Source organism: Paenibacillus puerhi (genome assembly GCF_009846885.1).
Lineage (GTDB): Bacteria > Bacillota > Bacilli > Paenibacillales > NBRC-103111 > Paenibacillus_G > Paenibacillus_G puerhi.
On sequence record NZ_WUWM01000006.1, the window covers coordinates 114007 to 127626 of the forward strand.

General features: G+C 44.3%; 12 protein-coding genes and 2 pseudogenes. 5 read left to right on the forward strand and 9 right to left on the reverse strand.

Going from position 1 to position 13620, the window contains the following annotated elements; translation table 11 throughout:
• Positions 1 to 59: 59 nt before the first annotated feature.
• The 4 genes and pseudogenes from ppsA to GSF01_RS07140 all read right to left on the reverse strand — a co-directional run.
• Positions 60 to 2675 (reverse strand): phosphoenolpyruvate synthase, encoded by a 2616-nt coding sequence (ppsA, locus tag GSF01_RS07130; protein ID WP_159882345.1) that lies wholly within the window; start codon positions 2673 to 2675, stop codon positions 60 to 62.
• A 260-nt stretch (positions 2676 to 2935) separates the two neighbouring features.
• The gene (locus tag GSF01_RS29280) at positions 2936 to 3112 is read right to left on the reverse strand and encodes a DapH/DapD/GlmU-related protein (protein ID WP_235941340.1); all 177 of its coding nucleotides are present in this window, start codon (positions 3110 to 3112) and stop codon (positions 2936 to 2938) included.
• A complete protein-coding gene (locus GSF01_RS07135) occupies positions 3046 to 3423 on the reverse strand; it encodes an LbetaH domain-containing protein (protein ID WP_201305333.1) in 378 nt (125 codons plus the stop codon). The genes GSF01_RS29280 and GSF01_RS07135 overlap by 67 nt, the downstream gene beginning before the upstream one ends.
• Positions 3424 to 3456: 33 nt before the next feature.
• Positions 3457 to 4362: pseudogene (locus tag GSF01_RS07140) on the reverse strand (NAD(P)-dependent alcohol dehydrogenase); the annotation flags it as partial.
• Here GSF01_RS07140 and GSF01_RS07145 point away from each other — a divergent pair.
• Positions 4327 to 4770: a MerR family transcriptional regulator gene (locus tag GSF01_RS07145; protein ID WP_159882466.1), complete on the forward strand. Its 444-nt coding sequence runs from the start codon at positions 4327 to 4329 to the stop codon at positions 4768 to 4770. The pseudogene GSF01_RS07140 and the gene GSF01_RS07145 overlap by 36 nt on opposite strands.
• 464 nt (positions 4771 to 5234) lie before the next feature.
• Here the strand turns inward: GSF01_RS07145 and GSF01_RS07150 are convergent, their stop codons facing one another.
• Positions 5235 to 5813: a Crp/Fnr family transcriptional regulator gene (locus GSF01_RS07150; RefSeq protein ID WP_159882346.1), complete on the reverse strand. Its 579-nt coding sequence runs from the start codon at positions 5811 to 5813 to the stop codon at positions 5235 to 5237.
• Between the two features lie 125 nt (positions 5814 to 5938).
• Here GSF01_RS07150 and GSF01_RS07155 point away from each other — a divergent pair, with 125 nt between their 5' ends.
• Both GSF01_RS07155 and GSF01_RS07160 read left to right on the forward strand, forming a co-directional pair.
• Positions 5939 to 6901, forward strand: coding sequence for an NAD(P)-dependent alcohol dehydrogenase (locus GSF01_RS07155; protein ID WP_159882347.1), 963 nt, complete (start codon positions 5939 to 5941; stop codon positions 6899 to 6901).
• A 146-nt stretch (positions 6902 to 7047) separates the two neighbouring features.
• On the forward strand, positions 7048 to 7740 hold the full coding sequence (locus GSF01_RS07160) for a YetF domain-containing protein (RefSeq protein ID WP_159882348.1): 693 nt from the start codon (positions 7048 to 7050) through the stop codon (positions 7738 to 7740).
• 287 nt (positions 7741 to 8027) lie between these two features.
• Here the strand turns inward: GSF01_RS07160 and GSF01_RS07165 are convergent, their stop codons facing one another.
• Positions 8028 to 9320: a UDP-N-acetylmuramoyl-L-alanyl-D-glutamate--2,6-diaminopimelate ligase gene (locus tag GSF01_RS07165; RefSeq protein ID WP_235941333.1), complete on the reverse strand. Its 1293-nt coding sequence runs from the start codon at positions 9318 to 9320 to the stop codon at positions 8028 to 8030.
• Between the two features lie 190 nt (positions 9321 to 9510).
• Here GSF01_RS07165 and GSF01_RS07170 point away from each other — a divergent pair, with 190 nt between their 5' ends.
• Both GSF01_RS07170 and GSF01_RS07175 read left to right on the forward strand, forming a co-directional pair.
• On the forward strand, positions 9511 to 10467 hold the full coding sequence (locus GSF01_RS07170; protein ID WP_159882350.1) for an AraC family transcriptional regulator: 957 nt from the start codon (positions 9511 to 9513) through the stop codon (positions 10465 to 10467).
• A 36-nt stretch (positions 10468 to 10503) separates the two neighbouring features.
• On the forward strand, positions 10504 to 11430 hold the full coding sequence (locus GSF01_RS07175; protein WP_159882352.1) for a cysteine peptidase family C39 domain-containing protein: 927 nt from the start codon (positions 10504 to 10506) through the stop codon (positions 11428 to 11430).
• 87 nt (positions 11431 to 11517) lie between these two features.
• Here the strand turns inward: GSF01_RS07175 and GSF01_RS07180 are convergent.
• The 3 genes and pseudogenes from GSF01_RS07180 to GSF01_RS07190 form a co-directional block, all read right to left on the reverse strand.
• Positions 11518 to 11943: pseudogene (locus tag GSF01_RS07180) on the reverse strand (helix-turn-helix transcriptional regulator); the annotation flags it as partial.
• Between the two features lie 64 nt (positions 11944 to 12007).
• Positions 12008 to 12535, reverse strand: a complete 528-nt coding sequence (locus tag GSF01_RS07185) for a hypothetical protein (RefSeq protein ID WP_159882354.1) — start codon at positions 12533 to 12535, stop codon at positions 12008 to 12010.
• A gap of 441 nt (positions 12536 to 12976) precedes the next feature.
• Positions 12977 to 13606, reverse strand: a complete 630-nt coding sequence (locus GSF01_RS07190; protein ID WP_159882356.1) for an NAD(P)H-dependent oxidoreductase — start codon at positions 13604 to 13606, stop codon at positions 12977 to 12979.
• Between the last annotated feature and the right edge of the window lie 14 nt (positions 13607 to 13620).

The window sequence follows — 13620 nt, forward strand, 5'->3', positions numbered from 1 at the left end:
GAGCAGCTGCCGCGGCGGTCTGTTCCCTGGCTGATGCGATTATATATTGCTGCTCCCCTTTACAAGATTTCGATATACCCTTCTGTTCCATGCACGCGAATTCGTTGTCCATCTTTTATCAGCTTGGTGGCATTCTCCACCCCTACAACGGCCGGCAAGCCATACTCGCGTGCGATAACCGCTCCATGGGTCATCAGTCCGCCAACTTCGGTGACGAGTCCTTTTATGGATACAAATAAGGGTGTCCAGCTAGGGTCAGTAAAGGCGGTGACCAATATATCTCCATGCTCCAGGTCAGCATCTTCCATGCTTAAGATGACACGCGCCCGTCCTTCTATAACTCCGGAGGAAACTGCTAGACCTGCCATAGCTTCAGGCGGGAGATTTTCTCGCTTGTACTTCCCTGCGATGATTTCTCCATCAGACGTGATGACACGTGGCGGAGTTAGTTTTTCATAATAGTTGTACTCGTCTTTTCGTTTGCTGATGATCTGGTAATCGAGTGTATGTGTGCGTACGACTTCGCGAAGCTCTTCAAAGGTGAGGTCGTATATATCTTCTTTTTCATGAATAACTCCCGATTGTACGAGTTGTTCGGCTTCTTTCAGTAAAGCCTGCTTATAAACGAAGTAGCGACTAATATAGCCATATTTGGGATATTCGCGATAACCGATGAAATTCCGGATTAGATCGATCATTCGTTTTGTCTCTGTGGCTTTTTGTTCGCCATCCGGTAATGACTTCAATCGTTCCAATAACTCTTGTTCTTTTTCCAAAGCTTCCTGTCGACCTTGCTCAAATTTCCGTTTGCTTTCGTTAGGCTCAAAATTTTTGATATTACCCAAAATGATCGGGACCAATGTAATTGGTTTTTCGCTCCAACGCGTTCTGGTTATATCAATTTCTCCGGCACATCGCATTCCGTATCTGTCGAGAAAAGCCTGGATTGCAGCTTGGGTTTCCTGTCCGCCATCCAACGTAACCAGCTCATCCAAAAAGTTATCTGCTTTTGCATCCTGTAAATAATCAATTACTTCTGGATACGGACGAATCACATCGGCTACATCCAATAGCGCGAGCCCCATTTCCGAAGTAATATTGCCCGGCACAGATTGAGAAATCGTGTCTGCTGCATTTTTTTCCCCCAACCACTCCAACATTTTTTCGTTGATCCATGTTGAAGCATTCATCGCAGCCATAAACACAGCCGAGCTTTGTGGATCGAATAAAATCTTCTTTAATTGCTGGATATCCTCCAGGATAAAATCAAGCAAATCCGCTCCCGATTTCGTTCGGATGTTCTGTTTTAATTCATCTATCGAGGCTTGACTACGCTTAATCAAATTCGAAACGATTGTCGGGTCATTTTCGATGTGTGGTTGAAGGCCTGCAGACGACATACCTTGATTGCTTTTAGGGGGACTCGGTACTTGGTTATCCGTTGGTATCGATCTTATAAAATGTTCTCGCTCTACGACGGTCGTCAGTGCATCCTTGATGAGCGGATCGTTTTTCCCCAGGACATTTATTAATGTTTCCCTGCCGGAAGGCGAAGCCAGCATAGGTGTAACATCAACAAACAACCTTCCACCCGCTTTGCGCATGGGTGCAGGAGTGATCAACAGGTAAAAGGACAATCCTAGCGGCTTCATGGGATCGGTCATCATTTGCTGATGGCCGACAGATACATAGACGTGATTTTCTTCGTCATTCGCTTCGGGGATCGGGTATAAGGTCGTGATGGGTCGACTCTGGACGATATAAAACGTATCATCAGCCAAACACCATTCGATATCTTGCGGGCAGCCAAAATAAGCTTCGATCTGTCTTCCGATGCTTGCCAGCTGTAAAATTTGTTGTTCCGTAAGCGCTTGATTGTTTTGCTGATCGGGATCGATCTGCTTTGTCTCTGTTCCGCCTTCTCTTCGACCATAGATAGCCAATTTTTTGGCTGCTATCCTCTTGTCGACGATCCGCCCTTCCTGTACTTGATAACAATCGGCAGATACCAAGCCAGAGACCAGTGCTTCTCCAAGTCCAAAACTGGCATCGATCGATAGCAGCTTTCGGTTGGAGGTAATCGGATCAGCGGTAAATAAAATCCCGGAAGCTTGCGGGAAAACCATCCTTTGAACGATTACGGATATATAAACTTGACTGTGGTCAAATCCATTTTGCATACGGTAGATAACCGCGCGATCCGTAAATAGGGAAGCCCAGCATCTGCTGATATGCTGCAAAATGGCATCGACGCCGATGATGTTTAGATAGGTGTCTTGTTGACCGGCAAAAGAGGCATGCGGCAAATCTTCGGCAGTCGCACTCGAACGAACGGCATAAGCATGCTCCCCGCCAAGTCGGGAGAGATAGTGAGTAACTGCTTTAACAACATCGGAAGGTATTTCTGCTTCCCTAATCAGTTGTCGCAGTTCCCTGCTGATTTCACCAATTTGCTCCCGGTCCTCTGCTTTCAGTTCGGTTAGGCGATCCAATAAAGCATGATACGTTGGGTTTTGTTCGATGGCTTTTTGAAATCCAACTGTGGTAACACAAAATCCTTCCGGCACCTGTATTCCTTCCATGGTGGATAATTCCCCTAAATGTAACCCTTTTCCGCCAACGAGCAAAAGCTGCGTTTTTTCGATTTCTTGGAAGCTGAGAACCACAGAACTCATCGAGATCTCCCCTAACCGTTAATTTGAAAAAAGAATTTGACAACAGCTTACCTGCATGGTAAAATAAAATTGTAAGATGCGGAACTAATGCAAACTTTTATTTTTTAGACGCAATCTGATTATATCATCGTGTTTGTTTATATGCAATATAAAAGAACCTGACCACACTACTCAGGTTCTTTTTTGATTTCCCGCTATCCTTAGTCCCCCTGCCTTCCCTCGGAAGCCGCGATTGAATTCCATTCCTTTTTCAAAACGTTTCATGTTAACATTTTTACGACTTTTGCCGGAACCCCAGCAACAACACTATCCTCTGGTACATTCCGATACACTACGGCTCCTGCTGCAACGATAGAGTTGTCCCCGATAGTCACACCAGGGAGTATGGTAGCACTTGACCCAATCCAAACATTTTCGCCAATTGTAACCGGAGAGATCCGTTTCCTATACGAATTCCGCCTCGATCTTGAAAGGAACACCCTGTATTAAAAAACACGTTTTTTCCAATCGCGATATTTTTGCCGAAATCGGTATAGAACGGCGGGAAACAGATGAAAGATGGATCGATGTGACTGCCTGTCAATTCACTAAAAATCTCTACTATTTCTTCTTGTGAATGAAAGGACGTGTTCAATGTCATCGTGATTTTTTGAGCTTCATAACTACACTGAGTTAATAGTCGGAATAATTGTTTATCTTCAGCGGAAATGGAGTTCCCTTGTTTACAAAAATGGATAAACTCTTTCATCTCCATTAAAATCACCAGTCCTTCAAAATCTTTTCACATTGTGCTTATGTCAATCACGAATCTATATTTTACGTCGGAAGCTAATACACGTTTGTAGGCTTCGTCAATTTGGTCGGCAGATATCACTTCGATCATGGGAACTATGTTATGTTTTGCACAGAAATCCAACATTTCCTGCGTCTCGCGGATACCTCCGATCATGGAACCTGCGAATGAACGGCGATGTCCGATCAAATTAATCACTCTTAGTGACAGCGGTTCTGCAGGAGCACCAACGTTCACCAGCGTGCCGTCAAAAGCAAGTAAACGCAAATAGGCATCCAAGTTTATACTTGTACTTACCGTGTTAATAATCAAATCAAAGTGCCCGGTCAATTTCTCGAATGTTTCCGGATCGCTTGTGGCATAGTAGTGGTCTGCTCCTAATTGCAAGCCATCGGCCTTTTTATTCAAGGTTTGGGACAGAACCGTGACCTCGGCGCCCATGGCATGAGCAATTTGGACAGCCATATGGCCAAGTCCGCCCATACCAACAACAGCCACTTTCTTGCCTGGGCCCGCTCCCCAATGGTTAAGAGGCGAATAAGTCGTAATACCTGCGCAAAGTAACGGAGCAGCCAAGTCAAAACCAATGGTTTCTGGAATTCTGACAACAAAGTTCTCCGTTACGACAATATGGGTAGAATATCCACCTTGCGTAAGTTCGCCGTATTTGTCAACGCCAGCGTAGGTTTGGATATTTCCTTTAAGGCAGTATTGTTCTTCCCCTTTCCGGCAATTCTCGCATTCGCCGCAGGAGTCGACCATGCATCCAACCCCTACCCGGTCACCGACCTTATGTTTTGTAACTTGAGGCCCTACAGCCGTGACAATTCCCGCTATCTCGTGTCCAGGCACAAGAGGATAGTTTACTGGCCCCCATTCACCGTGAGCGCAGTGGCAAAGGAATTGAATCTTACACCCTATACCTTGCGTTACTACGATAAAGAGGGACTTATGCCTTTTGTAGAGCGGACCTCCAGCGGGATAAGATTGTTTAAAGAATCCGACATCGAAGCTTTGAAAATAATTGAATGTTTAAAATCCACGGGGATGCCGATCAAGGGAATTAAAAACTTTATCGATTGGTGTTCAGAGGGAGATTCCACCTTGCAACAAAGATATGACATGTTTTTGGAACGGAAAGCTACCGTAGAAGCACAGATAGAAGAGCTAAAAAAAACAATGGAAGTCATCGAGCATAAATGCTTATACTACAAGACTGCACTTGACGCCAAAACAGAAAATATCCATAAAAACGTGAATATAGGGAGTAATTTTACTCACTTAGTAGAAAACCACTTGTAATTCATATAGAAACATATGAGTTACAAGTGGCTTATCTTGTAATGGTTCAATTCTTGTTCCCTTAGTTTACAGACTTGCTTGGTCAAATTTGTCCCAGGACAGATATACACATAAAATTGTTAATCCGAAAAAGATAAGTGAAATTCGAGTATTTCTACGGAATTTGATGCCGTATGCAGAGAAAAAAATCGCCGCGGCAAATTTTGCCGCGCTTTGATAATATCCATTTTCTGAAATAAAGGTATTACTAAATAGTATTGCGATCAGCAAAGTTGAAGTAACTAGAAGCTTAAACCACAAAGGTTCCCTTAAGAATTGTTTATACATAAATTTAATCATTTGCATCTCGGTCTATCCCTTCTCTTTTTTTTCTCGCGGTATACGCAGTTCCCCATTTTCCAGCCTCATCTCTTGACTTAAGTCAATGCACGTAAACGTCCCCCTAGCTACAATGAAATCATTACTTAATCTTGGTGGATTCTCTTCTTAATTCTGCTTAGTGACTCCGCAGTAATGCCCAGATAACTGGCCAATTGATGTTGGGGTACCCGGTCGATCAAAGATGGGCGTTTCATTAGCAGCGTCTTGAAACGTTCTTCAGGCGATGAAGCAATAAATGCAGCGAATTCCTCTTGGACCTGACTAAAGCTCTCCTCAATCATCCTGCGGGTCATTGTCTCCAATTGAGGGTGTTTGTTGTACATTTCCTTTTCGGTGACCAGGTCGCCAACAACCAGTATCGAATCTTCCATGCACGTGAAGGTGTAGTCGGACGTCTTGTCTGGTTTGTGATGATTGAAAATGGCGATGGCTTGCTCTTCGGTGTAGAAATTGGATGTGACCTCTCTACCCTCCTCATTGATCGCATACTGCCTTACGCAACCTTTCAAGATAAAATAACATTTTGTAGGGGTATCCCCTTGTATAATAAGAACGGTCCCTTTTTTAAATTCATCTATTTGGATCTCATCCACAATGGCTTGCTGATCTTCCTCGTTAAGGGAAGTCCATCTCGACATATATTTGTAAAAAATGTCTTTCATATCAGATTTGCTTCATCTCCTTCTCTAACGGTCATGTATTATCCATTTTCTTACGTTAGGGAGCCGTTTGTAAAGGATTGTTTCAGTGAACCATAAAAATTAGCCTTAAATAGGAGGGAAAACTCATGAGAGCCATGGTCCAAATGTCGTATGGTCCACCTGAAGTGATTGTCCCGCAAGAAATCGCGAAACCGTCCCCAGGAGACAAGGAAATTCTCATACGTATCCAAGCCGTATCTGTAGGACCGTCGGACTGCGCTTTTCGCAAGGGCGATCCTGCTATGATTAAATTGATCTACGGATGGTCCAGGCCGAAATATGCAATTGGTGGATGCGAATTAGCCGGCGAGATCGAAGCGGTCGGCAAAGAAGTAAGACATTTTAAAACGGGGGATCGTGTTTTGGGGATGAGCGTCAAAAACTTCGGCGCTTATGCCGAATATAAGTGTCTTTCCGAAGAGAGCCCACTTGCGGTTTTTCCGGACAATATCTCCTTTGAAGAAGCCGTCGGCATCTGTGACGGAGGTGCCACCGCATTGACGTTTCTAAGAGATAAGGCAAAGCTGCGGAAGGGACAGAAAGTGCTGATTAATGGTGCCTCGGGGGCTGTCGGGATTTACGCCGTGCAATTGGCCAAATACTATGGCGCTGAAGTAACCGGTGTTTGCTCTGCCGGCAATGAAGCTCTGGTAAGAAAAGCAGGAGCAGATTACATTATTGATTACAACTTGGAGGATTTCACGAGGGCGAACAAAGCCTATGATGTCGTTTTTGATGCGGTAGGCAAACGCTCCTTCTCGTCATGCAAGCGTGTACTTACGACCAAGGGAGTTTATCTGACTACCACACCTAAGCTGTCTATCCTTTTTCAGATGATGCGGACTTCCCTTTTTAAAGGAAAACGGGCTGTTTTTGCAGCAGCCGGCCTTATGCAAAACAATGCGAATTTGGCGTTTCTCATGGAACTCGCAGGAAATGGTACGCTGAACGCCGTGATTGATCGTCGATATCCTCTGGAACGCCTACCGGATGCCCACAAATATGTAGAGACCGAGCGTAAAAAAGGTAACGTGATTGTTACGTTCTAAAGTCAGCCGTGCTCCTTCGCTCAAAAACTTGCCCTTATGTAGGGTACGGTGCCGTTCAAGTTCATTAGCTTTCTTTCACTTAACAAGTATAAGAGGTGGAAATAAAGACCAATCTAGAACTATCTGTTTTGCAGGGAGCTCAGCACATGACCTATGGAGAAATTCTATTTCGTACGGCAACGTCCTTTGCTGCTCTACTTGTTTTGACGCGTCTGCTCGGTAAAAAACAAGTCGGACATCTAACGTTTTTCAATTATGTAACAGGGATCACCTTCGGCTCCACAACCGCCGAGATTATCGTCAACAGACAAATCACGCTGCTGCAAGGAATAGCTAGCTTGGTCTTATGGTCGCTCTTGGCGTACTTCATCGCATTGATCGGATTGCACTCCGTCAAAGCTCGTGAGATTCTCGACGGCGAGCCTACGATTCTCATCAAAAAAGGAGAGATTTTGGAAAAGGAATTGGCTAAACAGCACCTCAACATCGATGATTTAATCATGTTGCTTCGGAATAAGGATGTCTTCTCACCCAAAGAAGTCGAATTTGCAATTTTGGAACCAGACGGTAAACTCAGCGTGTTGAGAAAAGAAGAACTGCTGCCTGCAACAAAAAAAGATATAAAGGCAACCGTTACGCCTATTCAAAGAATCCCGACGGAGCTTATCATTGATGGCAAAATTGTAGAAAAAAATCTTATGAAAATGGATGTCTCCGTTGCCTGGCTTAACCAACAATTAAAGAAAGCCCGCATTCATTCTATGGATCAAGTATTTTACGCAGAGCTCCAATTGGACGGGACGCTGTATATCGACAAATACCAGGACTCGATCCCATAAATAGAGCTGGTGGCGACTGCTTGAGTTCAGACCAACCTATTAACTTAATTTTGTCATCCATGCGGCAAGCACATCTTCAACTTCATTGGGTGCATCTTCTTGAGGATAGTGACGGCCTGGCATAGTAACTTCGGTCTGCGATGGCCAATCACCGTTAGATTGTGAAGCACGATTTTCAGCAAGCTTACTGGGTTCGGCTTCCCTCCGTACGTAACCTTCTGCTTCCAACTTGATAATTGCTTTGCTCGTTGTCTTTTTGTCGATGAGCAGTTTCTTACTTCGGACGATTAGCTTTTCCCCTCCCGAATCGCTTGTCGCGCAACTTCACGGTCATCAAAGTGGATCGTTCCATCCTTCATAATCTGGTACGTTTCGTGCCCTTTGCCTGCAATAACTACAACGTCTCCCGAGTTTGCCATCGAAATTGCATTCGAAATGGCCCTGGCGCGATCCGCCATTAATTCATACCTGTCTGCTGAATAATGCTTATCAGGCAGACCGGCCTCGATGTCCGTTAGAATCCGTTCCGGATCCTCGGAACGCGGATTGTCCGATGTGACGATCACAAAGTCGCTGTATTCGGCCGCAATGCTACCCATGATTGGGCGTTTCATACGGTCACGATCACCGCCGCATCCGAACACAGTGATGACCTTTTTCTCAGAGAACGCCCGGACAGCCCGAAGCACATTATCCACCCCGTCTGGTGTATGGGCGTAGTCAACCAATACAAGAAACGGCTGTCCTTCGTCAACGATCTCTAGTCGTCCCGGAACCCCGGGTAGCGATGCGAGTCCATCTCGGATTGTTTCCAGCGTCAAGCCCTCGGCGAGCGCGGCGGTAATTGCCGCCAGCGCATTATAGACATTGAAGGTACCTACCATGTCGATCTTCATTTCAGACGTCCCCTTATATGTAACGACCCGAAACGACGTACCCTGTGCGCTTAATCGAATTTCCTCTGCTCGTACGTCCGCCTCTTCATGGATTCCGTACGTCAGGACATGCGCCGCGGTTAATTTCTGAAAGACGGTGAACACTTGGTCATCTGCATTCAACACAGCGAACTTGCACGCTTCTGGGTCGCCGGTGAACCGATTGCCGAGACGGGAAAAGAAAAGTCCTTTAGCAGCGATATAATTGTCCATCGTACCGTGATAGTCCAAATGATCCTGTGTAACGTTCGTAAACACCGCTGTCCGAAAATCACAGCCTAGCACCCGTCCGGCATCAAGGCCCTGTGATGTCACTTCCATCACGGCATATGCACAGTGTGCATCGACCATTCGTCGCAGATTTACCTGTAGTACTGGCGGTTCCTGCGTATTGATGTCCGTTTCAAGCAGGGTGTCACCAATCTTTGTGCCGGTGACCCCAATCAGCTTCAGTTCGCTGCTTGGATAACCATTGAAATGTGCAGAGAGTACCGCAAGCGCATGTCGTGAATCCTGCACGAGAACTAACGGCACGTCGACATCGATGTTTCGTTCCGCAACAACGGCTACCGCTCCAGCCTTCACTGCATCATTAGCATAGGGATGCCGATCTTCCTGATAGCCTGGAATGCCTGATATACACACGAACAGATCACCCGGCGTAACACGCCGCGAGTGAGTGGTCTGATTTGCATACAGGGATTGTTCTTTATTTGACTGGGGATTCCTAGTTGGTGTCTAGGAATTAAAAGAACAAAACCCCCTAAATATAGTAAAATAGGGTATGGATCCTAACATAAGCAAGTCCAATTGATTTCGGAAGGTGATGTAAAGAGTGAGCCAAAAGGAATATGTCTCAAGTATCAATAAAGTGATTGATTATATCAATAATAATATTGACACAGAATTAAGTCTCAATATTCTTTCAACAATTGCTAATTTCTCCCCCTATCATTTTCATAGGATATTCAAAAGCATTATGGGTGAGAATCTATATGATTTTATTCAGAGGATACGTATTGAGAGGGCTGCAAACTTGCTCCTGTATCAACCTGATATGCCAGTAACCGAGATTGCCTTAAATTGTGGATTCTCATCATCAGCTATCTTTGCGCGAGCTTTTCGAACCCATTTTTGTATGTCGGCGACTTCATATAGGAAATCATTTAGCAAGAATCGCAAAATTAATAGCAAAGATTGTAAAGAACAAAATAAACCCTGTCATTATTATAAAGAGTATCTGGTGACACCAGGAGATCCTAATAAGGAGGAATCTTTGAGTATGAATGTAGAGATTAAATCTTTACCCACTTATCATCTTGCTTATTATCGCCATCTTAAAGGTTATCAAAAAGGAGTTTACAACCAAGATATTACTGAGTCGTTTAGGAAGGTCGAGAATTGGGTTGCCTCACGGAATTTATTTAGTTCGACAACTCTTGGAATAGGTATCACTTATGATAATCCAGACATTACTTCCAACGATAAGTGTCGATATGATGCAGCCTTTACGATACCGAATGATATCACTGAAGCAAGTGGTGAAATTGGGGTTCAAGATATTCAAGGCGGATTATACGCGATTTGCAGGATAGAAGTTAGCAAAGATAATCCATTTGAAGTAGCCATCTCCAGCCTCGGGGAGGTAGTAGATTATTTATACGGAAATTGGCTTCCTGATAGTGGTTTCCAACTAGCCGACAAACCTAGCTTAGAAATATACTACCGCGGTGATGAGAAACAAGAAGAGCAGTTTGTAATAGATTATTGTTTGCCAATAATCACAAACTAATATGAAGAATAATCTGTTGCTGGAGGTTTGCAACTAATGACCCAGTATATTGGAAATGGCGCGTATTGTTATGCAAATTCTTCTTCAATGCTATTAGCATCAATCGGAGAGAAAATTTCCCCTTCTTTAATAGAAGTGTTAACGGGTGTAGGACTAGGAGCTATTTGGGTTGGTAATTTACCCTACTTCAGTAGTTGGGCTGGTATGCCGGACAAAGGAATTAGCCATGCGTTACGAATTCTCGGATTCGAATTTGAGGAGAATTTTTGCCAAGATGGTGATGAACTGCCGCTCCGACCATTAAAGCAAGCTTTACAAAAGTCGCCCGTCGTACTGGGACCGCTTGATATGGGATACTTACAATATAACCCCAATTACAAGAATCTCTTTGGGGCAGACCATTATGTCCTTGCTTACGACATAGATGATGAATACATCCATGTTCACGATCCAGCAGGATTACCATTTGTTTCTCTATCACATGCTCTTTTAGAAAAGGCTTGGAAAGCAGAAAATGTGTTTTACCACCCAAATTGTTTTCGTTATTGGTCATCTCCACAACGTATTACTTCCCCAACAGAAGAGGAAATTTTTCATAAAGCAACTGCTTTTTTTAAATCAATTTATAAAGAATCACAGGAACATGCGGAGAAAGAAACAATGCTTTGCGGAAAAGAAGCAATCGAAGCTCTAGCAGACAGAATTAAAGACGGTAATGTTGCCCCTCAATTAATTGGACATTTATCTTATTTTGTTTTCAGTGTTGGTTCAAGACGGTGTGGGGACTACGCGGATTTCTTTCGACCCTTCAATAAGAAGTTATCTGACCTAAAGCTGAGTCAAGGGAATTTATTTGGTAAATGTCAGTCCAACATTGTTAAGAGTAACTTCCAAATAGTTTCCGATACTTTAATGGATCTAGCATGTGTTGAAAATGAATTTTGCGTAGAACTACATAAATAACTGATTCTATAGTATAAATAATAAAACGACCGGGGAGAGCATCTGCTTTCCCGGTCGTTTTTGAATATGGAACTACGACGTATTATTGAACACTTCAAAACTTTCCTTCGTTTCGATCCGATAATTCATTGCCTCTGCCCCTTTGATTGTGATAAGGAAGGACAGACGGGGGTAGGCTTTGAGTGCAATCCCCTCTTGGCGGGCCATTGCCGGCGTGATCCCGTGCAGCGCATGGAACGCTCGTGCGAACGGGACTGGCGATTCGTAGCCATACTTCAGCGCGACGTCGATCACCTTCGCCGAACCGCCTTGCTGTAGCTCCAGCGCGGCAAGCGTCAACCGTCTCCGCCGAATGTACTCCGACAGCGTCACGTCCGTAATGAACGAGAACATCCGTTGGAACTGATACGATGAACAGCAGGCCAAATGGGCCGCTTCCCTCAACTCGATCTCTCCAGTCAGGTTCGCTTCAATATAGTCTATCGCCCGATTCATCCGCTCCAGCCACTCCATCTCAGTCCCTCCTCTCGTATTCAAGTATAGGTGGGGAGGAAAAAAGCTTCGCAGCCATTTGTGCCTAAATAAGTTGCTTCGATTGAGGTGGAACACATAATAAGAGCTGGCAGCCCAGCTCTCTTTTCGGTCCATTCGCAGTGAATTCCTGGGTTGCTGTCAGCTTGACCGACAACGATCCGCTCAGATCCGCACTGTTTTTCCCGGTGATACTAACCCAATGAGTGCCCGTGGACCAAGGGGACGATGCATAACCAGCCCCGGATTGACCTGCGGGTACTTTGAAAAGCAGTTTCGAAGTTCCCGTCAGTTTATCTTGAGTAACATGAATAATAATTTCATCGGATGATGGATTATTAACCCATACCTTCACCCATCCATAATGTTCTGGGATGCTGAAACTTGTTTCATACTTCCTTCCAGAAATTGATTCACTCACAACTACGTTTTCGAAATCGAAAGTTGTGATCGTATCGGTGCTTAGGTCTACACCTTTTACAGGAGTTTCAGCGGAGCAGCTGCAAATAACGGCAACGGACGCGAGAATAGCGGATACTGCAAGGCTAGTTGTAACCTTTTTGAGCTTCATCATCTGGAAAATTATCTCCTAACTTCTTATATGAGGCTGTCGATTCATTGTGAGTAACTGAGTTGAAACGTTCTGCTTTCGCTAACGGACCTCAGCGTCTCTATTTGCAGCATTTTCGCAATATTGAAAATCTAACGGACTCAGATTACGCTATTTGGTGCATTTGCGTCCATTCTATGCGGTTTTGACGTAACTAAGATCGTCTGTGTCCGTTACAATTTGAACAGGCCCCATTTTTGTGAAATAGCGACTGTGGTGTCCGTTACGATCTGCCTTTACTTAACTGCGCTGCCGTCCACAATGAATCGACAGCCTCTATATGGTCGTTATACATCTCCCTGAGCACCACTGTTCAGTTGAAATGTATTATCTTACATTTTACCATATTTCTGTATATAGGAGGTATGGTTATTCCATCAATGAAAGGGACCATTCAAGAAAAAATTAGAAACGTTTGGCAACTTCCTTAGCATGGGCAATTGCTTTTTCTTTTACAGATAGAGCCTGTTCTGATAAAGCCGTTCCCTCCACAAAAATTGCTTCACTCGTTATCCCATAGAACTGTAAAACCTTATTCAAATAGCTGTATCCCATTTCAAGAGAGGCAAGCGGACCTTCCGAATAAACGGAACCGCTAGCTTGAATATGCAAAGCTTTCTTTCCCGGCAACAGGCCTATTGGACCATTTTCGGTATATTTGAACGTCTTCCCTGGAATTGAAGTCGCATCGGTGTATGCTTTCAAAACTGGCGGGATCGAGAAATTCCACATCGGAGAAACATAGACGTACTTATCAGCAGCCACGAATTGATCAACAATCTCCCCAAGCCGAGCCACTTTTGATTGTTCAGCATCAGACAGTTGATCGATAGATGAACCCGACCGCAGCTTTCCCCAACCCCTTAAAACATCAGCATCGAATTGCGGAATATCCTCTTGGTACAGATCCAAATGAACAACTTCATCCGATGGATTTGCTTCATGGTACGCTTCAATAAATTCATTGCCTACCGCGAGGCTAAAAGATTCTTGTGGATCCAGAGGATGTGCGGTGATATACAGGACATTGGCCATTAATTAAAACTTCC

Excerpts from the sequence above, each read along its gene's own strand:
- GSF01_RS07160 (WP_159882348.1), top strand. The coding sequence starts at position 7,048 with ATGACCTATGGAGAAATTCTATTTCGTACGGCAACGTCCTTTGCTGCT.
- GSF01_RS07150 (WP_159882346.1), bottom strand. The coding sequence starts at position 5,813 with ATGAAAGACATTTTTTACAAATATATGTCGAGATGGACTTCCCTTAAC.
- ppsA (WP_159882345.1), bottom strand. The coding sequence starts at position 2,675 with ATGAGTTCTGTGGTTCTCAGCTTCCAAGAAATCGAAAAAACGCAGCTT.
- GSF01_RS07185 (WP_159882354.1), bottom strand. The coding sequence starts at position 12,535 with ATGATGAAGCTCAAAAAGGTTACAACTAGCCTTGCAGTATCCGCTATT.
- GSF01_RS07155 (WP_159882347.1), top strand. The coding sequence starts at position 5,939 with ATGAGAGCCATGGTCCAAATGTCGTATGGTCCACCTGAAGTGATTGTC.
- GSF01_RS07175 (WP_159882352.1), top strand. The coding sequence starts at position 10,504 with ATGACCCAGTATATTGGAAATGGCGCGTATTGTTATGCAAATTCTTCT.
- GSF01_RS07135 (WP_201305333.1), bottom strand. The coding sequence starts at position 3,423 with ATGAAAGAGTTTATCCATTTTTGTAAACAAGGGAACTCCATTTCCGCT.
- GSF01_RS07190 (WP_159882356.1), bottom strand. The coding sequence starts at position 13,606 with ATGGCCAATGTCCTGTATATCACCGCACATCCTCTGGATCCACAAGAA.